The 23,735-nt window shown below is 69.8% G+C and carries 16 protein-coding genes; 4 read left to right on the plus strand and 12 right to left on the minus strand.

What is annotated here, in order from left to right; genetic code table 11:
• Window positions 1–50: 50 nt before the first annotated feature.
• The 5 genes from HH310_RS39435 to HH310_RS39455 all read right to left on the minus strand — a co-directional run bounded on the left by HH310_RS39435 (window position 51) and on the right by HH310_RS39455 (window position 6,467).
• Window positions 51–770: a TIGR03936 family radical SAM-associated protein gene (locus HH310_RS39435; protein WP_312034627.1), complete on the minus strand. Its 720-nt coding sequence runs from the start codon at window positions 768–770 to the stop codon at window positions 51–53.
• A 67-nt stretch (window positions 771–837) separates the two neighbouring features.
• Entirely contained in the window at window positions 838–2,781 is a 1,944-nt protein-coding gene (locus tag HH310_RS39440; RefSeq protein WP_169180870.1) for a TIGR03960 family B12-binding radical SAM protein, read from the minus strand.
• A 20-nt stretch (window positions 2,782–2,801) separates the two neighbouring features.
• Window positions 2,802–3,146, minus strand: a complete 345-nt coding sequence (locus HH310_RS39445) for an STAS domain-containing protein (RefSeq protein ID WP_169180871.1) — start codon at window positions 3,144–3,146, stop codon at window positions 2,802–2,804.
• Window positions 3,143–5,650, minus strand: coding sequence for a SpoIIE family protein phosphatase (locus tag HH310_RS39450; RefSeq protein WP_312034622.1), 2,508 nt, complete (start codon window positions 5,648–5,650; stop codon window positions 3,143–3,145). Before HH310_RS39450 ends, HH310_RS39445 begins: the two co-directional genes overlap by 4 nt.
• A 19-nt stretch (window positions 5,651–5,669) precedes the next feature.
• A complete protein-coding gene (locus HH310_RS39455; RefSeq protein WP_169180872.1) occupies window positions 5,670–6,467 on the minus strand; it encodes an alpha/beta fold hydrolase in 798 nt (265 codons plus the stop codon).
• A gap of 238 nt (window positions 6,468–6,705) precedes the next feature.
• Here HH310_RS39455 and HH310_RS39460 point away from each other — a divergent pair, with 238 nt between their 5' ends.
• Window positions 6,706–7,944 (plus strand): hypothetical protein, encoded by a 1,239-nt coding sequence (locus HH310_RS39460; protein ID WP_169180873.1) that lies wholly within the window; start codon window positions 6,706–6,708, stop codon window positions 7,942–7,944.
• A 15-nt stretch (window positions 7,945–7,959) separates the two neighbouring features.
• The gene (locus tag HH310_RS39465) at window positions 7,960–9,402 is read left to right on the plus strand and encodes a cryptochrome/photolyase family protein (RefSeq protein WP_169180874.1); all 1,443 of its coding nucleotides are present in this window, start codon (window positions 7,960–7,962) and stop codon (window positions 9,400–9,402) included.
• Here HH310_RS39465 and HH310_RS39470 read toward each other — a convergent pair.
• The 4 genes from HH310_RS39470 to ndk form a co-directional block, all read right to left on the minus strand.
• Window positions 9,399–10,076 (minus strand): 1-acyl-sn-glycerol-3-phosphate acyltransferase, encoded by a 678-nt coding sequence (locus HH310_RS39470; protein WP_169180875.1) that lies wholly within the window; start codon window positions 10,074–10,076, stop codon window positions 9,399–9,401. The genes HH310_RS39465 and HH310_RS39470 overlap by 4 nt on opposite strands.
• A gap of 94 nt (window positions 10,077–10,170) precedes the next feature.
• Window positions 10,171–13,290, minus strand: a complete 3,120-nt coding sequence (gene ileS, locus HH310_RS39475; protein ID WP_169180876.1) for an isoleucine--tRNA ligase — start codon at window positions 13,288–13,290, stop codon at window positions 10,171–10,173.
• 685 nt (window positions 13,291–13,975) lie between these two features.
• The gene (locus tag HH310_RS39480) at window positions 13,976–15,511 is read right to left on the minus strand and encodes an alkaline phosphatase (protein ID WP_169180877.1); all 1,536 of its coding nucleotides are present in this window, start codon (window positions 15,509–15,511) and stop codon (window positions 13,976–13,978) included.
• A 45-nt stretch (window positions 15,512–15,556) separates the two neighbouring features.
• Window positions 15,557–15,973 (minus strand): nucleoside-diphosphate kinase, encoded by a 417-nt coding sequence (ndk, locus tag HH310_RS39485; protein ID WP_396027574.1) that lies wholly within the window; start codon window positions 15,971–15,973, stop codon window positions 15,557–15,559.
• A gap of 138 nt (window positions 15,974–16,111) precedes the next feature.
• Here ndk and HH310_RS44520 point away from each other — a divergent pair, with 138 nt between their 5' ends.
• On the plus strand, window positions 16,112–18,241 hold the full coding sequence (locus HH310_RS44520; protein ID WP_248294864.1) for a VOC family protein: 2,130 nt from the start codon (window positions 16,112–16,114) through the stop codon (window positions 18,239–18,241).
• On the opposite strand, the gene HH310_RS39495 is transcribed toward HH310_RS44520, so the two are convergent.
• From HH310_RS39495 to HH310_RS39505, 3 genes are read right to left on the minus strand one after another with little or no spacing between them, the layout of a single operon-like run.
• A complete protein-coding gene (locus HH310_RS39495; protein ID WP_312034624.1) occupies window positions 18,238–18,612 on the minus strand; it encodes a DUF4233 domain-containing protein in 375 nt (124 codons plus the stop codon). The two genes, HH310_RS44520 and HH310_RS39495, sit on opposite strands and share 4 nt — an antisense overlap.
• Entirely contained in the window at window positions 18,609–19,961 is a 1,353-nt protein-coding gene (locus tag HH310_RS39500) for a folylpolyglutamate synthase/dihydrofolate synthase family protein (RefSeq protein WP_169180878.1), read from the minus strand. Before HH310_RS39500 ends, HH310_RS39495 begins: the two co-directional genes overlap by 4 nt.
• On the minus strand, window positions 19,958–22,591 hold the full coding sequence (locus tag HH310_RS39505; protein WP_169180879.1) for a valine--tRNA ligase: 2,634 nt from the start codon (window positions 22,589–22,591) through the stop codon (window positions 19,958–19,960). The genes HH310_RS39500 and HH310_RS39505 overlap by 4 nt, the downstream gene beginning before the upstream one ends.
• Window positions 22,592–22,654: 63 nt before the next feature.
• Here HH310_RS39505 and HH310_RS39510 point away from each other — a divergent pair, with 63 nt between their 5' ends.
• The gene (locus HH310_RS39510) at window positions 22,655–23,305 is read left to right on the plus strand and encodes a hypothetical protein (RefSeq protein ID WP_169180880.1); all 651 of its coding nucleotides are present in this window, start codon (window positions 22,655–22,657) and stop codon (window positions 23,303–23,305) included.
• Window positions 23,306–23,735: the final 430 nt, after the last annotated feature.

The raw sequence follows: 23,735 nt of genomic DNA on the forward strand, positions 1-23,735 counted from the left end.
GATCGGACGAGCTGCCGAAGTCTCCAACGGACGCCGGCTGCGGGAAGCAGCTAGCGCCCTCCGATGGCGGCGTCCTCGCGATCCGCGTCCAACGGATCGACGATCTCCCCCTGCGCGGTAAGCGTGCCCTGGGCCAGCCGGGTCACGCGAGGCGGGACCGGCGGCTCCAGGCCAGCCACAACACGCAGGCCGGAAAGGACGTCATCGGGACGTACGGCGGGCGTTACCAGTCGTACGACAAGGTCGATTATCGCACACGGTGTGCCGTCCGCCTCGGAAGGTAGGGCGGACTGCTCCGTCACTGCGACGAAGTTAACTGCCTGACGGGCGTCGAACGTCCGGCGCCCCTGCTTGGTCATGCGTTCGACCTGCACTTCCTCCGCGTCGAGGAAGGCTTTGACAGCGGCCGAGGCCACCGCCGGGTCGACCGACGGCAGCTCCAGCCGCCAGTGGGAGGCGTCGATCCGGTCGGCGAGGCTGCCCTCGCCGGCCACCACCGCCTCGAGGACGTCCAGGCCGGGCGACAGGGCCGCGTCCAGGGCGAGCCGGAGCTGCTCCGGATCGACCTCGGCCTGCAAGCCGATCTCCAGGTACTCCGCCTCACTCCCGACGCCGGTCGGTGCCGCACTGGCGTACGAAATCTTGGGGTGTGGGGTGAAGCCCTGGGAGAACGCGATCGGCACGCCCGCGCGGCGCAACGCCCGCTCGAAGGCACGAGCGAAGTCCCGGTGCGACGTGAAGCGCAACGGGCCGCGCTTGGCGTACCGGATTCGGATGCGCTGGACGACCGGGGCCTGGCCGCCCGCCGGCTGGTTCTTGGGGGGAATGACGCTTCTCCTAAGCGGGAACCCGGAGGTTGTTTACCGGGGTCAGGGGCAAAAGCTTCTTGCCGGTGGGACCGATCTGGATCTCGGTGTCCATCGACGGGCAGACACCGCAGTCGAAGCACGGCGTCCAGCGGCAGTCGTCCTGCTCGTACTCGCTGAGCGAGTCCTGCCAGTCCTGCCAGAGCCAGTCCTTGTCGAGACCGGAGTCGAGGTGGTCCCAGGGCAGCACCTCGGCCTGGTCCCGCTCGCGCGTGGTGAACCAGTCCAGGTCGACGCCGAACTCGGGCAGCACCTCGGCGGCCGAGTCGATCCACCGGGCGTACGAGAAATGCTCGCTCCACCCGTCGAACCGTCCGCCCTTCTCCCAGACCCGCCGGATGACCGCACCGACGCGCCGGTCACCGCGGCTGAGCAGGCCCTCGATCAGCGAGGGCTGGCCGTCGTGATAGCGGTAGCCGATCGCGCGGCCCAGCGAGCGGTCGCTGTTGATCGCGTCCTTGAGCAGCTTGAGCCGGTTGTCGATGACCTCGGGGCTCGCCATCGGCGCCCACTGGAACGGGGTGTGCGGCTTGGGCACGAACCCGCCGATCGACACCGTGGCACGGATGTCCTTGGTGCCGGCGGCCTGGCGACCCGCCTTGATCACCTCGTGCGCCATCCGGGCGATCTGCACCACGTCGTCGTCGGTCTCGGTGGGCAGGCCGCACATGAAGTACAGCTTGACCTGGCGCCAGCCGTTCGAGTACGCGGTGACGACCGTCCGGATCAGGTCCTCCTCGGTCACCATCTTGTTGATGACCTTGCGGATCCGCTCCGAACCGCCCTCGGGTGCGAAGGTCAGGCCGGTCCGGCGCCCGTTCTTCGACAGCGTCTGGGCGAGATCGATGTTGAAGGCGTCCACCCGGGTCGACGGCAGCGACAACGACACGTTCGAGTCGGAGTACTGCTCGGCGAGCCCGGAGCACATGTCGCCGATCTCCGAGTGGTCGGCGCTGGACAGCGAGAGGAGGCCGACCTCGGAGAAGCCGGAGAACTCCAGGCCCTCCTTGACCATCTGGCCGACCGTGGTGATCGACCGCTCTCGCACCGGGCGGGTGATCATGCCGGCCTGGCAGAAGCGGCAGCCCCGCGTGCAGCCGCGGAAGATCTCCACCGCGTACCGCTCGTGGACCGTCTCGGCGAGCGGGACCAGCGGCTTCTTCGGGTACGGCCAGGCGTCGAGGTCCATCGTCGTGCGCTTGGCCACCCGGAACGGGACGTCCGGCCGGTTCGGCACGACGCGCTGGATCCGGCCGTCGCTCAGGTAGTCGACGTCGTAGAAGCGCGGCACGTAGATGCTCTCGGTGCGCGCCAGGCGCAGCAGCAACTCGTCGCGGCCGCCCGGGCTGCCCTCGGCCTTCCACTCCCGGACGATCCCGGTGATCTCGAGAACCGCCTCCTCGCCGTCGCCGAGCACGGCGGCGTCGATGAAGTCGGCGATCGGCTCCGGGTTGAACGCGGCGTGGCCGCCGGCCACCACGATCGGGTGGTCGATGGTGCGGTCGGCCGAGTCCAGCGGGATGCCCGCGAGGTCGAGCGCGGAGAGCATGTTCGTATACCCGAGTTCGGTGGCGAACGAGATGCCGAACACGTCGAACGCCTTGACCGGGCGGTGCGCGTCGACGGTGAACTGCGGGACGCCGTGCTCTTTCATGAGCGATTCAAGGTCGGGCCAGACCGCGTACGTGCGTTCGGCGAGCACGTCGGGCTGCTCGTTGAGCACCTCGTACAGAATCTGGACGCCCTGGTTGGGCAGGCCGACCTCGTAGGCGTCCGGATACATCAAAGCCCAGCGGACCGCGGCGGCGTCCCAGTCCTTGGTTACGGCGCCGAGCTCGCCACCCACGTATTGGATGGGTTTGCTGACCCGTGGCAGCAGTGGCTCAAGCTGCGGAAAGACGGAACGTACGCTCATGGGCCTCTAGACTACGCGGTTCAAAGCTTGAACCCGGCCGCGGCCTTGGTCAGGTCGGTGGCCATCAAATCCTCGCGAAACGCGCAAAGTTTCAGTGTCATCCGCGCCGGGCCGCGTTCGCCGACCACGAGCCGCGCCTGCTTGCCGTGGTCCTGGAGATCACCGACCAGGGCGTCCAGCAGCCGCACCCCGGCGCTGTCCAGGAACGAGACGGTGGTCAGGTCGATCAGCACCTTCCCGGCGCTCTGCAGCCGCCGCACGATCGCGCGGCCGATCTCCGGCGCGTTGGCGAGATCGATCTCGCCGGTCAGGCTGACCAGCTCGGCGTCGCCGAACGTGGAGAAACTCACCGATTCGTCGGTCACTTCTCGGCCTCCCGCCGGCCCCGCCGCATCGTCACCGTGGTGCCGTCGCCGCCGCGGTCGAAGAGCACCTGATCCATCGACTCCCGGATGAGCTGCAGGCCGCGGCCCCGCCCGACGTCCGCCATCGGGCCGCTCCAGGTGCCGTGGTCGGTCACCCGCACCTCGACCGCGTCGTCGGTCACCGTGGCGGCGACCTCGATCGAGCCGAACGGGTCGTCCCGGTAGCCGTGCTCGATCGCGTTCGCCACCGCCTCCGAGCAGGCCAGCAGCACCGCGTCCAGGCAGTCCGGCTCGACCGCGTGGGAGACCATCCAGGCGCGCAGGTCGGCGCGCAGCAGGGCGATCTGGGCGCGCTCGGCCCCGATCCGGCGGTGGATCCGCTCCTCGGTGCCGAGCGTGAGGCTGAGCAGGCAGACGTCGTCGGCGTGCTCCCGGCCGACCAGCGTGTCGGCCAGCGCGGCGGTCAGGCCCTTGGTGGGCGCGTCGCGCAGCCGGGCGAACTCGCGCGCCAGGATCTCGAAGCCCTTGTCGATCGTGCGGGTGCGCCGCTCGATCAGGCCGTCCGTGTAGAGCAGGAGGCGGGTGCCGGGCTGCAGATGCCGGGTCGTCTCGGTACGCGTCGTGTCGCCCGCCCGCGAACCCAGCGCCGCGGACCGGGCGTCGAGCAGGTATTCCGGGGCGCCGACCGGCTCGTGCACCAGCGGCGGCAGGTGGCCCGCACAGGCGTACGTGAGATCGCCGGTGGTCAGGTCGACCTCGGCGTACGCCACGGTGGCCATCCGCGCCGAATCGACCCGCGTGACGAAGCGGTCCAGGCCCTGCAGCACCCGGGCCGGGCCGGCCTCGTCGGTGGCCAGCGCCCGCACCGCGCTGCGGAGCTGACCCATCGTGGTGGCCGCCTCGATGCCCCGGCCCACGACGTCGCCGACCACCAGCGCCAGCCGATCCGCGGTGATCATGAAGGCGTCGAACCAGTCGCCGCCGACCTCCAGATCCTGCGAGCCGGGCTGGTAGTGGGCCTCGAGCGCGAACCGCTTGTCGCCGCCGGGCAGGTTGCCGGCGAGCAGGCTGCGCTGCAGCGTCCGGGCGATCATCCGTTCCTGCTCGTAGAGCCGCGCGTTCTCGAGCGAGAGCGCGACCCGTTCGGCCAGGTCCCGCAGGAAGATCTCGTCAGTGGGGCCGCCCTTGCGGTCCGGTTCCATGCGCAGCGAGAGCGTGCCGAGGATCCGGCCGCGGGCGGTCAGCGGCAGCACGACACAGCCGACCTGGTCGCCCTCCGGCGGGAAGTACGGCTCGCTGCTCGAGGTCACCACCGTGATGCGGGCGGCGAGCAGGTCCTCGTCCGGTTCCGGGCCGCCGGCCTGCTCGTCGATGCCCTGCGGGCCGACCGCCAGCCGTACGCCACCCCAGTCGGCGATCTCCGGCACCAGGTGGTCGATGAGCCGGCGGACCCGCGGAAGCAGCCGGTGCAGCTCGTCCATCGAGCCGGTCAGGTCGCCCAGGAACGTCGCTCGCTCCTCGCGGCGGCGGGCGTCGTCGTACAGCCGGGCGCGGTCCAGGGCCTGGCCCGCCTGCTGCCCGAGCAACCGCACCACGCGCAGCTCGCCGTCGGACAGCTCATGCTCGCCGGTGAAGCTGAACGCGAGCACGCCGAGCGTCTCCGCGCCCAGACTCTCGTCGGCCGGGCCGGTGGTCAGCGGCAGCAGCACCACGGTGTCGCGCCCGGACCTGCGCATGTTCTCCACCAGGTCGGGGAAGTGCTCCTTGGCCTCGGTGAGCGAGCCGATCACGTGCAGGTCGCCGCGCTGCGCCACCCGGGCGACCGCACGCGCCGACGAGCGCGGCATGTCGTCCCAGTCGCCGGTGGTCGGATCGGTCGAGGCCACCGCGACGATCTGGTCGTGTTCGACATCGACCAGGTAGATGCTCGCGCTGGCCGCGCCGAACGCCGGCTCGGGCGCGCGCAGCACGGCCTCGGCCACCTCGGCCACGGTCGGCGCCGCGGCGAGGTCGGCCACGATCTGCTGGAGCACCTGAACCCGCTTCTCGGACGCCTCGGCGAACTTGCGGGCGTGCAGCAGCTCTTTCTCGTAGCCGCGCCGCTCGGTGGCGTTGAAGACGGTCGTGCGGATCGCGCGGGGCTCGCCGCCCGGCCCGCGGCCCAGCACCGAGTTGATCAGGGTGGGCAGCTCCTTGCCGTCGGCGCAGACCAGGTCGAACGCGATCTCGTGCACGTCGTCCTGCATGCGCAGCAGCGGCGCGTAGTGGGTCTCGTGGTAGATCTGGCCGCCGGAGGTGAGCAGGTCGCGGAACCGCCGATGCCCGACCAGGTCGCTACGCGCGTACCCGGTCCAGGTCAGGAATGTCTGGTTGACCTTGACGATGGTGCCGTCCGGGAGCGTGGTGAGATAACCGCACGGCGCGTGCTCGTACAGGTCGTTCGGATCGTCGTCCCAGGGCAGCCGTAACTCCTGTGTCACGTCCTGCCCACCCGAATCACTCACGGTTCGCTTCTGCTTCGTCTCACAGCCAGGCCTTGATGGCGTCGATCGTCTCCTCCGGTGCGCTCAGGTTCGGGCAGTGCCCGGTCGCGTTCAACCGCACCAGGGAGCTGCCGGCGGTGTGCCTGTGAACGTAGTCGCCGACGACCTCCGGCGCGATCACATCGTCCGAGCATTGCAGGATCAGCGACGGCGTACGGAGTTTGAGCAGGTCGTCGCGGTTGTCGGAGAGGAACGTGACGCGCGCGAACCGCTTGGCGATCTCCGGATCCGTACGGCAGAAGCTGTTGGTCAGCTCCTCGCCGAGCTCGGGACGGTCGGCGTTTCCCATGATCACCGGGGCCATCTGGCTGGACCAGCCCAGGTAGTTGCTGTCCAGCGAGTCGAGCAGCGACTCGATGTCGGCGCGGCCGAAGCCACCGACATAGCCGTCGGCGGGCTCGTCGATATAGCGCGCGGACGGACCGACCAGGACCAGTTTGGCGAAGCGCTCGGGCTCTTTGTTGGCGGCGAGCACGCCCATGATCGCGCTGACCGAGTGGCCCACGAAGACCACGTCCCACAGATCGTTCTCGTGCAGGATCTCCAGGATGTCGTCGGCGTACCCGTCGAGCGATGAGTAGCGATCAACGTCATATGCCGACAAGTCGGACTTGCCGTTTCCGACGTGATCGAACAGGACGAGCCGATGAGTGTCCGAAAAGGCCGGAGCGACGAAGCGCCACATGTTCTGGTCGCAGCCATAGCCGTGGGCGAACACCATCGGCTGACCGAGTGCGTTCCCGGTCAACGTGACGGCATTTCTCTCTGTCGTTCTCATGTCCCGGTAACCATACGGCTCCAGAGCGTCTTGCACATCGCCCACGTTGTCCGCCATTCGCATTTGCCCGGCCAGCGCCGGCCGGGGCCGGCCGCGCGGACCCGTCGTCCCGGACGCCCGGCCCTGTAGGCCCCGGCGCCCGGCCCTGTTGTCCCAGGTAGAAGTGGCGCACCGGCCTTAACCTGGTCTTGGAAGCCTCGCCGGGCGCACCTCCCGGCACAGCTAAGGAGACCGACGGATGTCCGACCAGAAGCCGGGCGAGCCCACGGCGGCCGGGGCCGACGACCCCGCCCCCACCGAGGCGGGCACCGAAGCGTCGACGGTGGACGCTCCCGCGCGGTGGAGCGGGTCCGCCGCGGTGCCGCCACCCGGGCCGAAGAAGTCCCGGTTCGCGCGTCGCCAGGCCCGCCTGCAGGACGACGGGACGGCCGCGGACGACGAAGAGGACTGGAAGGACGTGACGCCGGTCGATCCGTGGGCCGGGCTGGACGCGGATTGGGACGCGTTCCCGCTGGCGCCGGAGTCGCCGACGCTGCCGCCCACGCGCATCGACCAGCCGGTCATGCCGCCGCCGATGCCGCCGCAGTGGCACCCACCGGCCACCGGCATGCCACCCACCGGAATGCCACCCACCGGAATGCCGCCGATGCCACCCACCGGGATGCCACCCGCTGGGATGCCGCCCACCGCCGCGGCCCTTCCGCCCACCGCGCCGGCCGGCCTGCCGCCCTGGATGGCGCCCGCCGCCTGGGCGCCGCCGTCGCAGAACGGCGCGCCCCCGTGGGCACCGCCGCCGCCGGCACCGCCCGCGAAGCCCCGGAAGAAGAAGCGGGACAAAACGGCCCCGCCGCCACCTCCCCCGCGCACGCCCGCACCGCCGACCCAGCGACCGCTCCCGCCCCCACCCAGGCGCCGCAAGCGGCACTGGGGACGCCGCTTCCTGCTGCTCAGCCTGCTCGGCGTGGTCTGCTGCTGCGGGGTCCCGTTCGCGTACTTCCAGGTCCCGGCCTTGCGGCAATACCCGGTCTCGGCCGTCCTGCCGAAGGAGTTCGCCGACCTGCAGCGCCAGGACGACGACGAGAGCACGCAGGCCGCCGAGCGCCTCGCCGAGGAACTACGCGGACCGAACGCCAGCACCAGGGGCGTCTTCACCGGCGTCTACGGGGACGAGCTGGGCAAACAGGTCACCGTGTTCGGGGTGACCGGGTTCCGCCTGGCGCCGGCCACCGACGTGCGGACGCAGCTCAACCGGGTCGCCGACGCCGTCGACCTGACCGACGTCGAGCCGTTCGACCTGGGTGAGCCCGGCGCGCACGAGCGCTGCGGTGTCGGCCGCGTCGACGACACCTCGACGGTGGTCTGCGCCTGGGCCGACCACGGCAGCCTGGCGACCGTGCTGCTCACCCGCCGCTCGGTCGATGACAGCGCGGCCCTGGTGGCTCAATTGCGAAGCACGGTTTTGACCCCGCTCCGGTAGGGCAACCCGGGGATCATGAAGCGTCGCTGGCTGTTCGCCGACCAGCTCGGGCCGCACTTCCTGGACGAGCCCGGCCAGCCCGTGCTGCTCGTCGAGTCCAAGGCGGTGTTCCGGCGCCGCGTGTTCCACCGTCAGAAGGCGCACCTCGTGCTCTCCGCGCTGCGGCACCGCGCGGCCGGCGACGACCGGGTCCGGCTGGTACGCGCCGAGACGTACGCGGAGGCGATCACCGAACCGGTCAGCGTCTGCCATCCCACCTCACGCGGCGCGCGCCGCCTGGTGCAAAGACTGAAAAATACGGAAATGTTGCCGCCGCGCGGGTTCGCCACCACGCCCGAGGACTTCGTGACCTGGGCCAACGGACGGAAAAGCCTGCGCATGGAGGACTTCTACCGGGACGCGCGGCGACGGCACGGCGTGCTGATGGAGGGCGACGAACCCCTGGGCGGCGTGTGGAACCTGGACGCCGAGAACCGGGAGCCCCCGCCCCGCGGCGCCGGCCACCTGGACGTTCCGCCCCCGCCACCGATCGCCGACGACGAGATCGACGCCGAGGTCCGCGCCGATCTGGACCGCTGGCAGCACGAGGACGGCATCGAGTTCGTCGGCACCGACGGCCCGCGGCTGTTCCCGGTGACCCGCACCGAGGCCCTCGCCCGGCTGCGGCACTTCATCGAATACCGGCTGCCCGCGTTCGGCCCGTACGAGGACGCGATGCTGGCCGGCGACCCGCTGATGGCACACAGCATGCTGAGCGCCTCGATGAATCTGGGACTGCTCGACCCGCTGGAGGTCATCGGGCGCGTCGAACGGGCGTACCGGGAAGGCTCTGTGCCGTTGCGAAGCGCCGAGGGGTTCATCCGGCAGATCCTCGGCTGGCGCGACTTCGTCTGGCATCTGTACTGGTATTTCGAGCCCGGCTACCGCGCCTCCAACGAGCTACGGGCGCGTCGGGAGCTGCCGAAGTGGTTCGCCGAGCTGGACGCCGACGCGGTGCAGGCGCGCTGTCTCAGTAACGTGCTGGCGGGCGTGCGCGATCGCGGCTGGGTGCACCACATTCCGCGGCTCATGGTGCTCGGCAACTACGCCATGCAGCACGGCTGGCGTCCGGCAGCGGTGGCGGACTGGTTCCATCGCTGCTTCGTGGACGGCTACGAGTGGGTGATGACGGCGAACGTGGTCGGCATGAGCCAGTACGCCGACGCGGGCCGGATGAGCACGAAGCCGTACGCCGCGGGTGGGGCCTACATCAACCGGATGAGCGACTACTGCGGAGGCTGCCGCTACGACCCGAAGGCGCGCACCGGGGACGCCGCCTGCCCGTACACGGCCGGCTACTGGAGCTTCCTGGCCCGCAACGAGGAGGCGCTGGCCGGTAACCATCGGATGCGCCAGCAGCTGCGCGGACTGCACCGCCTCGACGATCTGGACGCCATCGTGGAGCGACCGAGGCCCTAGACGTCCTTCGGTGGCTTGGCCGGGGCGTACGTCGGGACGTACTCCTGGCCGGTCAGTTTCTGGATCTCCGACATGACGTGGTCGGTGAGCGTCCGCAGCGACGTCCTGTCCTCCGGATGCCCGACCGTCTCGATCGGCTTGCCGAACTTGATGGTGACCGTGCCGCGGGAGAATTTTGGATACATCCGCCCGATCGGCTGCACCTTGTCGGTGCCGAGCGTGCCCACCGGGACGATCGGCACGCCGGCCGCCACCGCGAGTCGTGCCACCCCGGTGCGCCCACGGTAGAGCTTGCCGTCCGGCGAGCGGGTGCCCTCCGGATAGATCACCACGGCGTCGCCGCCCTTCAGCACCGGGACCGCGCCGTCGAAGGCCTCGAGCGCCGCCCGGCCACCTTTGCGCTCGACCGGGATCGCGCCGAGGCCGTGCATCAGGTTGCGGCTGAACCAGCCGTTGATGCCGGTGCCCTCGAAGTAGTCGCTCTTCGCCCAGAAGGCCAGGTGCCGCGGCACGGTGGCGCCGATGAACAGCTCGTCCGCCACCGAGAGGTGGTTGCCGGCGAAGATCACACCGCCGCTGCGCGGGACATGCTCGAGGCCCTCGACATGCGGATGCCAGCCGTACGTCAGCGCACTGCCGACTGTCAGCCTGCCGATCGTATAGAGCAGCGGCAACGGGGTCCTCCGGAACGAAATACTTGACGGTGGAGCATGAGGGTAGCGGAGCGAGCCCGGACAAGCATCATGCCCGGGCTCGCCAGCAGCTCATTCACTCGGTCCGGGACACCGTCACGGTCACCCGCTCGTCGTCGCCGACCTCACCGTCGAAGCCCCGCTCGATCCGGTCGAAGCTCACCGCGGTCGCCAGCGTCTCGCCGGCCACGAAGTCGCGGTGCGCCTCGACCGCCTGCCGCACGCCGTCGGAGGCCGACACGACCAGCGCGATCCGGTCGGACACGTCCAGGCCGGCGTCGCGCCGGGCCTGCTGCACCACCCGGATCACGTCCCGGGCCAGGCCCTCCGCGGCCAGTTCCGGGGTCACCGCGGTGTCCAGCACGACCACGCCCGCGCCACCGGCCAGCGGCGCGGAGTTCGCCACGTCGGCGGCGACCAGCTTCAGCTCGTACTCACCATCCTGGAGCGTCACCCCGGCGGCGACCGGCGCGCCGTCGACGAGCTCCCACTCCCCGGCCTTGACCGCCTTGATCACCTGCTGCACCTGCTTGCCGACACGCGGGCCGAGCGCCCGGGGCACGACCGTGAGGACCCGCTGCGAGAACGCGGCCACGTCGCCGGTGAAAACGACATCCTTGACGTTCACCTCGTCTTTGAGCAGATCACCCAGGTCGGCCAGCCGCGGCGCGTCGGCGGTGGCCACCGTCATCCGGGCCAGCGGCAGCCGCACCCGCAGCGCTCGGGCCTTGCGCAGCGACAGGCCGGCCGAGGCCACGTCGCGGATCGCGTCCATCGACGCGACCAGGTCGTGGTCGGCGGGGAACGCGTCCGCGGACGGCCAGTCGGCCAGGTGCACCGAGCGGTCGCCGGTCAGGCCGCGCCAGATCTCCTCGGTGGTCAGCGGCGCCAGCGGGGCGACCACCCGGCACAGCGTCTCGAGGACGGTGGCCAGGGTGTCGAACGCGTCGACGTCGCCGGCCCAGAAACGGTCCCGGGAGCGGCGCACGTACCAGTTGGTCAGCGCGTCGAGGTAGGAGCGCACCGAGTTCGCCGCGCCCGAGATGTCGTACTCGTCCATCTGCTTCTCGACGTCGCTGACCAGCTCACCCGTCTTGGCGAGGATGTACCGGTCGAGCAGATGCGTGGAGTCCGTCCGAAATGTCGCGAAATGTCCCGAAGCATTTGCATAAAGGCTGAAGAAGTACCAGACGTTCCACAGCGGAAGCAGCACCTGACGCACCGAGTCCCGGATCGCCGTCTCGGTGACCGCCATGTCCCCACCCCGTAGCACCGGCGACGACATCAGCATCCAGCGCATGGCATCCGACCCATAAGTGTCGAAAGCCTGGTACACATCCGGATAATTCCGCAAAGACTTGGACATCTTGCGACCGTCCTCGCCCAGCAGGATGCCGTGGCTGAGACAGTTCCGGAAGGCGGGCCGGTCGAACAGCGCCGTCGCCAGCACGTGCATCGTGTAGAACCAGCCGCGGGTCTGCCCGATGTACTCGACGATGAAGTCACCCGGGTAGTGGTGCTCGAACCAGTCCTTGTTCTCGAACGGGTAATGCACCTGGGCGAACGGCATCGACCCCGACTCGAACCAGCAGTCCAGCACCTCGGGCACGCGCCGCATCATCGACTTCCCGGTCGGGTCGTCCGGGTTCGGCCGCACCAGGTCGTCCACATAGGGCCGGTGCAGATCCTTGATCGACACCCCGAAGTCCCGCTGCAGTTCCTCGTACGACCCGTAGACGTCCACCCGCGGATAGGCCGGATCGTCCGACTTCCACACCGGGATCGGCGAGCCCCAGAAGCGGTTCCGGGAGATCGACCAGTCCCGCGCGTTGGCCAGCCACTTACCGAACGAGCCGTCCTTGATGTGTGCCGGCGTCCAGGTGATCTCCTGGTTCAGCTCGACCATCCGGTCCCGGAACGTCGTCACCGCCACGAACCACGACGACACCGCCTTGTAGACCAGCGGGGTGTCGCAGCGCCAGCAGTGCGGGTACGAGTGCGTGTAACCCTCGTGCCGCAGCACCACCTTCTTGTCTTTCAGCACGGCGATGATCGGCTTGTTGGCCTCGAAGACCTGCACGCCCTGCCACGGCTCGACCAGCGAGGTGAACCGGGTGTGCTCGTCGACCGTCACGATCGTCGGGATCCCGGCCGCGTTGCAGACGTTCTGGTCGTCCTCGCCGAAGGCCGGCGCCTGGTGCACGACCCCGGTGCCGTCCTCGTCGCTCACATAGTCGGCGGCGAGCACCTGGAACGCGTTCGGCCCGGCCTGCTCGACGAGGAAGTCGAACAGCGGCTCGTAGCGACGCCCGGCCAGGTCCCGCCCTTTGACGCTGCCGACCTGCTCAAAACCTTCAAGTTCCTTCCCGTACGCCGACACGCGCGACTCGCCCATGATCAGCTTCTCGCCGTCCGGGTTCTGCAGGATCGCGTACGAGATGTCCGGGCCCACGGCGAGCGCGAGATTCGACGGCAGCGTCCACGGCGTGGTGGTCCAGACGGCGATCTTCTCACCGGTCTCCAGCCGGAACGTGACGGTCAGCGCCGGGTCGGTCCGGTCGCGGTAGACGTCGTCCATCCGGGTCTCGGTGTTGGACAGCGGCGTCTCGCACCGGAAGCAGTACGCGAGCACCCGGAAGCCCTCGTAGACCAGGCCCTTCTCATGCAGCGTCTTGAACGCCCACATGACCGACTCCATGTAGCTGGGGTCGAGGGTCTTGTAGTCGTCGGAGAAGTCGACCCAGCGGGCCTGGCGCGTGACGTAACGCTCCCAGTCCTTGGTGTACGCGAGCACGGACGTCCGGCAGGCCTCGTTGAACTTGTCGATGCCCAGCTCGACGATCTGCGCCTTGGTGGTGATCCCGAGCTGCTTCTCGGCCTCGACCTCGGCGGGCAGGCCGTGGGTGTCCCAGCCGAAGCGGCGCTCCACGTGCTTGCCCCGCATCGACTGGTAGCGCGGGACGACATCCTTGACGTAGCCGGTGAACAGGTGCCCGTAGTGCGGCAGCCCGTTGGCGAACGGCGGCCCGTCGTAGAAGACGTACTCGTTGTCGCCGTCGGCACCGGCCGGGCGCTGCGCGACGGACGCCTCGAACGTCTTGTCGGCCGCCCAGTGGTCGAGCACCGCGCGCTCGACCGCGGGCAGGTCCGGGCTGGCCGGTACGCCGGTGGCGTCGGTGTGCTGCGGATAGGCCATCGGTGGTCCGCTCTCCTCGTACAGTCATCGTTTCGACTGCGAGGACGAGCGTTTGGGCCCGCGGTACCACCTCGCTTGACGGCCGTCGGCCGCCCGCTCATTCCCGGCTTTCGCACGCGTGCCGACAACGCCCGGCTCTACTAGGGCCTCTCCGACCCGTTCTTCCGAAGGCTCCCCGGTGATGGCCGGTTCAAAGCCTGCGCCCCACCAACGATACCGGCCCCCGCCCACGCCCCTCGAACGAGTATCCGCACCCCCAGAGCGCCAGCTGTGTGAACGCGCGCCGCCCAGAGCCGCACAGCTCCCCACACCAGCGCCCACCCACCCCGGGTGCGGGGAGCTGCGACGTCCCCACGGGCGCACCTCCCCACACCGCGGGCGCCACCCCGACGCGTGGGCATCTACGACGCTGAGAGCGACGCAACTCCCCACACCCCGGGCGCCACCCCGATCCGTGGGCACCTACGACGCTGAGAGCGACGCAACTCCCCACACCCCGGGCGGCACCCCGACCCGTGGGCATCTACGACGCTGAGAGCGACGCAACTCCCCACACCGCTACTGGCCACGTCAGTCGGCCTGGGTGGCAGCTCCGCCCGGCGCGGGCGGCAAAGGCGTAGGCACGACGGACGTCGCCGTGTGCCACGGGACTTTGCCAGCCCGTACGGGAAAAGGAAGTTGATCTTCAGGCGTGCAGCGTCGTTGACCAGAGTGAGTTGCCGTCGCGGTCGCGCAGGTAGACGGTCAATTCACCGGACGAACTGATCTCCACCTCGCCGAAGTGCTGGTAGCCCTCGGCCGGGGAGGCGTTGGCGACCGGCGGAGCGTGCACGAAGGCCGTCCGCGGACCAAACGTGCCATCCAGCGCGTTCGGGCCGAAAGCGCCCGCGTGCGCCGGGCCGGAGACGAACTCCCAGAACGGCGTGAAGTCCTGGATCGAAGCCCGCGCCGGGTCGTAGTGCTGCGCGGCGGTGTAGTGCACGTCAGCGGTCAGGAACACGATGCCGGTCACGCCGTGCCGGTGCGCCGACTGCAGGACCTGCGCGAACTCCAGCTCGCGGCCCTTCGGAGCGCCATTGTCGCCCTGCGCGACACCCTCCTGCGTGCCGGGGTCGTCCGGCACCACCAGACCGAGCGGCAGGTCGTTGGCGATGATCTTCCAGGTGGCCTTCGACTGCCGGAGACCGTTGATCAGCCAGTCACGTTGCTCGCTGCCGAGGAGGCCACGCTTCGGGTCCGCGTACACGTCGCCGTCGTTGGGGTCCTTGAAGGTGCGCATGTCGAGGATGAAGATGTCGAGCAGCGGCCCGTGCGAGATCTTGCGGTAGACCGGCCCGCTCGCCGACGGGATCGGCACCCACTCGTGATAGGCGTGGTGGGCGTGGCGGGCGAGCACGTTGACCCGCTTCTCGGTGTAACGCGCGTCGGTGAGGATCTCCCCCGGGTACCAGTTGTTCAGCACCTCGTGGTCGTCCCACTGGTTGATCTGCGCGACCTCGCCCATGAACCGCTTGTACGAGTCGTCGGTCAGGTTGTAGGCGTACTGCCCGCGGTACTCGTCCAGCGTCTCGGCGACCTTGCTCTTCGCCTCGGTCACGCCCGCGTTCTGCCAGATCCGCCCGTCCGGCAGCGTGATCGGGCTGCTGCTCAGCGGCCCGTCGGCGTACACGGTGTCGCCGCTGTGCAGCAGAAAGTCCGGCTTGCGCCGCCGCATCGACTCGAAAAGCTTCATTCCCCCGTACGCCGGATCGATGCCCCACCCTTGGCCGGCCACGTCGCCGGTCCACACGAAGCGGATGTCCGACCGGTCCGCCGGGGCGGTGCGCAGCGACCCGGACAGCGGCGAGCTGAACAGCCCGGGCCGGTCCAGACTCTCCACCTTCACCCGGTAGTAGATCTTCTCGCCGGACGGCAGGTTGCCCAGCTTCACCTTGCCGGTGAAGTCGGTGTCCGGGGTGACGATCGGCCCGCGCACCAGGCGCGACCCGCGGAAGTCGGGGCGGCGGCTGGCCTGCACCCAGAGGCGGCCGGGCCGGTCCGCGCGGGTCCAGACGATCGCCGAGTCCTTGGTGGCGTCCCCGCTCTGAATGCCGTGGGTGAGCACGGGGCGGGTGCCGCCGGACGCGAACGCCGGGGCTTCGAAGATCGCGCCACCGGTGAGGCCGGCGACACCGCTGGCGACACCGGCCCGCAGGAGGTTCCGTCGGGAGATCGAGGTCATACGTTGATGCCTATCGACCTCATGTGGCGCTGAGGTGGCGCTCTCCTAAATCTTCGGGAACCAGAGGGCCAGCTCACGCTCCGCGCTGGCCGGGGAGTCCGAGGCGTGCACCAGGTTCTCCCGGTTCGACAGGGAGAAGTCGCCGCGGATCGTGCCGGCGGCCGCCTTACGGCCGTCGGTCGAGCCGATCATGGCCCGGATCACCTCGATGACGTCGTCACCGGAGAGCACCAGCGCCAGCAGCGGGCCGCTGGTCATGAACTCCTTCAGCGGCGGGTAGAACGCCTTGGCCACGTGCTCGGCGTAGTGCTGGTCGGCGAGCGCGGCGTCCATCACGCGCATTTCCAGCGCCTCGATGACCAGGCCCTTACGCTCGAAGCGAGCGAGGATTTCGCCGGCCAGGCCGCGCCGGAGCCCATCGGGCTTGATCAGGACGAGCGAACGCTCGGTGGTGCTGGACACGCAGATCCTCCAGGACGTGACGCCAACTACGGCGGGTTCAGCCTATCGGTACCCGGATCGGGGCCGACGGCTACATACCGCACTTCCGCTGGGACGGCGCCGCGCAATAACCTGACCGTAACGAGCGGGAGGTCCACATTGGCAAACCAGACCGGCCGTCCCATCGCACCGGCTCGCAAGCTGGTGGCGGCGGTCATGGGCACCATCGCGGTCTTCGTGATGGCCCTGGGACTCGGCATGTCCAGCTGGGGCGTGGTCATCTTCGGGGTGATCCTGCTCGCCCTCTCGGTCGCCCTGGGCATGGTCAATGTGGTGCGGCGCGGTGCCCGCGCCTGGATCAGCGGGACGGCGGAGGTCCGCGCGATCTCGCCGCGCCCGACCGCGGCGGTCACCTTCGGCCGGGCGCAGATCCAGGCGGTGGTGGTCGCTCCCGGCCTGGCCACGGCCGAGGTGACGATCCACGAGACCAAGGTGCCGGTGGCGAAGTGGCCGATGCCGGGCGACACGCTGCCGATCGAGGTGGACGTCGACGACCAGCGGCGGGTCCGGATCCAGTGGTCCGAGGCGCAGCCGCGCGAGCGGGGCGCCGACCCACCGCCCCCGTCGTCGTCCCGGTCGCCGTACGACGAGGAGAGCCTGGGGGACGACGCCACGGCCGACGAGTTGCTCGGCGACTTCGAGCCCCCGCCGTGGACGACGCGCGACCAGGAATGGGGTCTCGGGCCGGACGAGCCGCCGCCTCCGCCCCCGCCCGGCCGGTTCGACGACGACTCCGTCGTGGTGCATGAGACGCCCGAGGGCAAGGTGGTCGAGGGCGAGCTGGTCGGCCACGACGCTGGGCAGCAGCCGCTCCCGCGCCGGGCCGCCGCGGCGGCTGGGGCTGCGGCAGCCGGGGCCGCCGGGGCTGCCGCGGCGGGCGCCGCCGGGGCTGCCCGTCCGGCTGGGAGGCGGCCGAGCCCGCATCCGCGCGGGTCGGGGACGGCTACGGCTACCGCCGAGCCCGAGACGGCTCGATACACCGACTCGTGGTCGTCGCCGGCCGAGTCACCACCCGCCGAGTCACCGCCCGCGGAAGGCCCGGCTGCGCCGTCCTCACCGTCACCGACCTCGGGATCACCGTCCGCGGCGTCACCGACCTCAGGATCGCCGTCTGCGGCGTCGGCGGCCGCTGGGTCGCCGGCTGCGGCGTCGGCGGCCGCTGGGTCGCCGGCGCCTGAGGGCCCGCCGTCGACACCGGCCGAGAGCCCTCGTGCGGCTGCCACGATGACCGAAGAGGCTGTGCCGGCTGACGCTCCGGCGGAAACGCCCGCTCCCGCCCCGGCGGAAACACCGCAGCAGCGGCCACCCCATCCGGACGAGACGGACAAAACCGACATCGGCCTGGACGATGACGACGACATCCCGCCGTGGGAGCGCCGCACCCAGCCCATTCCGATGTCCGCCGCCGCGACCCCGACGCCCACCTCGGCCCCACCCACTGCCCCGCCACCGATGTCACCCCCGCCGACCGCTCCGGCGCCGTCCTCGCCCCCTCGGCAGGAGCCTGCGGACGACATCGACATCCCGCTGGATCCCGACCCCGACGAGGCCCCGGAGTCGACGCCGGCGGCCGCCGAAGCCGTCGAGGACGACCTGGTCGCCCCGCCGGCGAACACCCGTTTCACCTCGAACGCGGCGCACGAGTCCGAGGTACCCACCGAGCAGCTCCACCCGGTGGCCCCGAAGCCGCTGCACAGCAGCAACACCGTGGCCGCCGCGGTGGGCGCGGTCGCCGGTGCCGCCGTGGCCGCCGTCAAGAAGCGGCTGACCAAGCACGACGAGCCCCCCGCCGAGGATCCCGACAGCACAGGAGAAGTGATCACCGCGTACCCGAGCGCCCGTCCAGGTCCGGCCGGTTCCATTCACGGAGTCGGCGTCACGATCCTGGTAACCGACCTGGCCCGATCCATCGCCTTCTACCGAGACACGCTGGGCTTCCACGCCATCGACCAGGGTGTGGACAGTGCCGTCCTGGCCTCCGGCGACACCCGCCTGGTGCTGCGGACCGTGCACGAGCTGACCCCGGACACGGCCGGCCTGATGAATCTCAACCTGGAGGTCGGCGACGTCCAGGCCGTCTACGACGATCTGCGGGCGAAGGGCGTGAGCTTCGTGCACCCGCCGCAGCCGGTCAACCGGGGCGACCGTCTGGAGCTGTGGTCGGCGACGTTCCGGGACCCGGACGCGCACAGCATCGCCGTCACGCAGTGGCGCGCCGTGCGCGACTAGCCGAGGATGCTGCGCCTTACGTAGGAGGCGTACGCCCAGGCCGCCCCGAAGACCAGCCCGACGACGGCCAGCGACCAGTGGAACAGCCCGGTGGCGAGCACGAGCACCTGGAACACCGTCCCAGCGGCCCAGGCCCACCGGCGCTTCATCATGCCGCACAGCACGAACCCGAGGACCGCCAGCGCGACCACCGACGCGACACCCCAGCCGCCGAGTGACCCGAAAATCCGGATGGGCTGGATGGCGAGCAGCAGCACGAGTGCTTCCAGGCCGAGTGTGGCCGAGCCCAAACCGCGTACGGCTGCCTCGGGGTTCTTCAGCCCCGACCGGCGCTGCTCCTGCTGCTGTTCGCCCTGCCCGTCCGGATTCACGCCGATGCTCCCTCCCACGGCGCCGACCGCTTCAGCAGCCGCCGTGCGTCCGCTACCGTGATCACCGATCCGGTGATGACCACGCCGATGCCGCTGAGCTCACCGGACGCGTCGTCCTCCGCGATCACCACAGCCTCCTCGATGGCGTCCGGCATGTTCTCCGCGACGGTCACCCGGTCTTCGCCGAAGATGTCGGTCGCGAGCTGGGTAAGCTCTTCCAACGGCATCGTCCGCGGCGAGCTGTTGCGGGTCACCACGATCCGCGCGGCCACCGGCTCCAGCAGGTCGAGCATGCCCTCCGCGTCCTTGCCGTCGAGGATCGCCACGACCGCCACCAGGTGCCGGAACTGGAACTCCTCCTCCAGCGCCTGGACCGTCGCCGCCATGCCGTGCGTGTTGTGCGCCCCGTCCAGCAGGATGGTCGGCGCGCTGCGTACCCGCTCCAGCCGTCCCGGCGAGTCGACCTGTGCGAAGCCCTCGCGGACCAGGTCGATCTCGAGCTGCTTGTCCTGGCCGGCGCCGAGGAACGCCTCCACGGCCGCGAGCGCCATCGCCGCGTTCTGCGCCTGGTGCGCCCCGAACAGCGGCAGGAAGACGTCGCCGTAGATGCCGCCGAGCCCCTGCAGCGTGAGCACCTGCCCGCCGACCGCCTGCGACCGCTCAACCACGCCGAACTCGCTGCCCTCGCGAGCCACCTTCGCACCCATCTCGATGCTGCGCTCGAGGATGGGCCGCATGGCCTCCTCCTCCTGCAGCGCGGTGATCACGGTGGCGCCCTGGTGGATGATGCCGGCCTTGGCCCACGCGATGTCCTCGATCGTGTCGCCCAGAAACTCGGTGTGGTCCAGCCCGATCGGCGTCATCACGGCGATGCCGGCGTCGATCGTGTTGGTCGAGTCCTCCTCGCCGCCGAGCCCGACCTCGACCACGGCGACGTCCACCGGGGCGTCCGCGAACACCGCGTATGCCAGGGCGGTCGTCACGTCGAAGTAGGTGAGCGACTCGTCGTACTTCGCGTCGATCAACTGGGTGAGCGGCTCGATCTCCCGGTACGCCTCGACCAGCTTCTCCTCGCTGATCGGCTCGCCGTCGAGGGTGATCCGTTCCCGGATCGTCTCCAGGTGCGGGCTCGTGTACCGCCCCGTGTGCAGGCCGTGCGCCCGCAGCAGCGAGTCGATCATCCGGGCCGTGCTGGTCTTGCCGTTGGTGCCGGTCAGGTGGATCGACGGGTATGCGCGCTGGGGGCTGCCCAGCACATCCATCAGCTCCCGGATCTTCCGCATGTCGAAGACCATCCGGGTGAAGCCGCGACTCTCCAGTGCGGCGTTGACCTCGTCGAACTCGCTCATGATGATGGCAACGCCTCCAGGGCCGCGGCAATTCGCGTGAGATCCGCCTCAGCCGTCGCGAGCCGGTCCTTGATCTTCTGGACCACCTGTTCCGGCGCCTTGCCGATGAACGCCTCGTTGCCCAGCTTGGCCCGGCACTGCGCGGCCTCCTTCTCGGCGGCCGTGCGGTCCTTCTCCAGACGGGCCCGCTCGGCGGCGACGTCGATCGCGCCGCGCGTGTCCAGGTCGACGGTGATCCCGCCGGTGACCGCGAGGGTCGCGGTAGCGGTGAAGCCGGCGCCCGGCGCGTCCAGCCGGGCCAGCGACCGGATCAGCCCCTCGTGCGTGTCGATGCCGACGTTGCCCAGCCCGGTGAGCGCGGCGGTGACCCGCTGGCTCGGCTTGAGACCCTGGTCGGACCGGAACCGGCGGACCTCGGTGACCACCTTCTGCAGGGCGGTGAGCTCGTCCTCGGCGGCGTCGTCGATCAGATCCTTGTCGGCGGTCGGCCAGGCCGCCCTCATCACCGTCTCGCCGCCGGTGAGCGCGATCCACAACTCCTCGGTGACGAACGGGATGACCGGGTGCAGCAGGCGCAGCAGCTGGTCCAGGACGTGGCCGAGCACCCGCCGCGTGTTGTCCGCGTTTTTCGAGGCCAGCACCGGCTTGCTCAGCTCGAGGTACCAGTCGCAGACGTCGTCCCACGCGAAGTGGTAGAGCGTGTCGCAGACCTTCGCGTACTCATAGGTCTCGAACAGCTCGTCGACCTCGGCGGTGACGTGCTGCAGGCGGGAGAGGATCCACTTGTCGATGGCTGACAATTCCGACGTGTCGGGCAGCGGGCCGGCCACCGTGGCGCCGTTCATCATCGCGAACCGGGTGGCGTTCCACAGCTTGTTGCAGAAGTTCCGCGAGCCCTGCACCCACTCCTCGCTGACCGGCACGTCGGAGCCGGGGTTGGCGCCGCGAGCCAGCGTGAAGCGGGTGGCGTCGGCGCCGTACCGGTCGACCCAGTCGAGCGGGTCCACGACGTTGCCGAACGACTTCGACATCTTCTTGCCGTGGCCGTCGCGGACCATGCCGTGCAGGTTCACCACGTCGAACGGCTGCTCGCCGTCCATCGCGTACAGGCCGAACATCATCATCCGGGCGACCCAGAAGAACAGGATGTCGTAGCCGGTGACCAGCACGCTGGTCGGATAGAACTTCGCCAGCTCGGCCGTCTTGGCGGGCCAGCCCATCGTGGAGAACGGCCACAGCGCGCTGGAGAACCAGGTGTCGAGCACGTCCTCGTCCTGGCTCCAGCCCTCGCCGGACGGCGGCTCCTCGTCCGGGCCGACGCACACGACCTCGCCGTTCGGCCCGTACCAGACCGGGATGCGGTGGCCCCACCAGAGCTGACGCGAGATGCACCAGTCGTGCATGTTGTCGACCCAGGCGAAGTACCGCTTCGACAGCTCCTCCGGCTCGATCTTCACCCGGCCGTCGCGCACCGCGTCGCCGGCCGCCTTCGCCAGCGGACCGGTGTTCACGAACCACTGCAGCGACAGCCGCGGCTCGACCGTCGTCTTGCAGCGCGAGCAATGGCCGACCGAGTGCTCGTACGGCCGTTTCTCCGCGACGATCCGGCCGTCCGCGCGCAGGGCGGCGACGATCGCGGGCCGCGCCTCGTAGCGGTCCAGGCCCTCGAACGGGCCCGGGACGGTGACGACCGCGCGCTCGTCCATCATCGTGATGCTGGGCAGGTTGTGCCGCTGCCCGATCTCGAAGTCGTTCGGGTCGTGCGCCGGCGTCACCTTGACCGCACCCGTACCGAAGCTGGGGTCGACGTGCTCGTCCGCCACGACCGGGATGCGCCGCCCGGTCAGCGGAAGCTCCACCTCCGTACCGATGAGGTGTTTGTACCGCTCGTCGTCCGGGTGCACGGCCACCGCGGTGTCGCCCAGCATCGTCTCGGCGCGGGTGGTGGCCACGACGATCGCGTTGTCGCCGTCGCCGTACCGGATCGAGACCAGCTCACCCTCGTCGTCGGTGTGCTCGACCTCGATGTCGCTGAGCGCGGTCAGGCACCGCGGACACCAGTTGATGATGCGGTTCGCCCGGTAGATCAGCTTGTCGTCGTACAGCCGCTTGAAGATCGTCTGGACCGCGCGCGACAGCCCCTCATCCATCGTGAAGCGCTCGCGCGTCCAGTCCACCGAGTCACCGAGCCGGCGCATCTGCCCGAGGATCTTGCCGCCGGACTCCGCCTTCCACTCCCACACCTTGCGCACGAAATCCTCGCGCCCGAGGTCATGCCGGGAGAGCTGCTGCGCCGCGAGCTGCCGCTCCACCACGTTCTGCGTGGCGATGCCGGCATGGTCCATGCCCGGGAGCCATAACACCTCGTAGCCCCGCATCCGCTTGAGGCGGGACAACGTGTCCTGGATGGTGTGGTCGAGCGCGTGGCCGATGTGCAGCACACCGGTCACGTTCGGCGGGGGGATGACGATGGAGAAGGCCGGCTTGTCACTCGCCGGGTCGGCGGTGAAGTAACCCTCCGATACCCACGTCTCGTACCGCCGCTGCTCTACCTCGCTCGGCTGGTACTGAGCGGAGAGTCCACCGGTCGGCCGGCTGTCGGGGGTGCGGGTCTGGGTCGCATCGGTCACTCGACAAGTCTAGTGAGGTGGTGGACGGGGGCCGAAATCAGGCGTCGTTGCTAACATCCCCCGGTGTCCCAGCCTGCCGAGCCCGCCTCCGACGAGCCCGCCATCGAGATCGGCGCTTTCGACCTGGATGACGCTCCGCCCGCCGAGCCGCCGAGGCCCCCGAGCCCGATCCGCCGCGTCCTGCTGATAGCGCTGCTGGTCGTGGCCCTGGCCGGTGTGGTCGTGCTGGGCCGGTTGGGTTGGCAGATAGCGTCGGAAAAGGACGCCAGCCTGGCCACGCCCACGACCATCGGCTCCCTGCGCCTGGACGACAGCGAGGACGGCCGCTCGACGGCCGACTACCTGCAGACGGCGCTGTCCGCGGAGGTCGACCTGGACAAGGCGGTCGGCGCCGTCTACTTGGACGCCGGCAACAAGAACGTCCTCTTCTTCGGCGGCACCACGCTCTTCTGGACCCCGGAGAGCGACCTGGACACGGCCTTCGACCTGATATCCGACAACGAGGGCGCCGTGACCGGCTTGCACTCGGTGGACGCGGGCCCGCTGGGCGGCACCATGAAGTGCGGCAGCACCAAGACCGACGACGGCCCGCTGACCGTGTGCGGCTGGGCCGACCACGGCAGCCTGGCGTTGGCGCTGTTCAACAACCGCTCCGAGCCCGACTCAGCAGCGTTGCTACGGGAGATCCGCGCCAAGACCCAGACACGCTCGTAGCCGGTCCGCTTCCGCAGGGTGAGGGTCGCCCGTAGCGCTATTTGTCTGGCGCAGTGCACCGGTGTGGCATCCGGCTGATGGGTTCGGCAGGCAATCCCGCGATGTGGGCGACGGCGCCATATCCTGGGACTTTCGTGAACCTTGGAGAGTTGCGCCCATATTTGAACCACAACTCTCCAAGGTCCGCTCCCCGCCGGGAAAACCGCGTCGACAAAAGCTGTATTGCTTGGACAAATCGGTCGGCCACAATGGACAGATATCCCACAGTGCGGACTCGAGTTCACGATGTGGTCGCCGTTCCCAGCAGGCGGGCTGCCTTCCCGGGTAATGGAAGCCCTGCGCCGCTCGACCCGCCCGCCCACCGCGGCAAAGGCCCCGGCGAAGCGGCCGGCAAAAGGCTCTATAAATGACGGTAGGCCCACCCCGTACA

Source organism: Actinoplanes sp. TBRC 11911, from assembly GCF_012933445.1.
Lineage (GTDB): Bacteria > Actinomycetota > Actinomycetes > Mycobacteriales > Micromonosporaceae > Actinoplanes.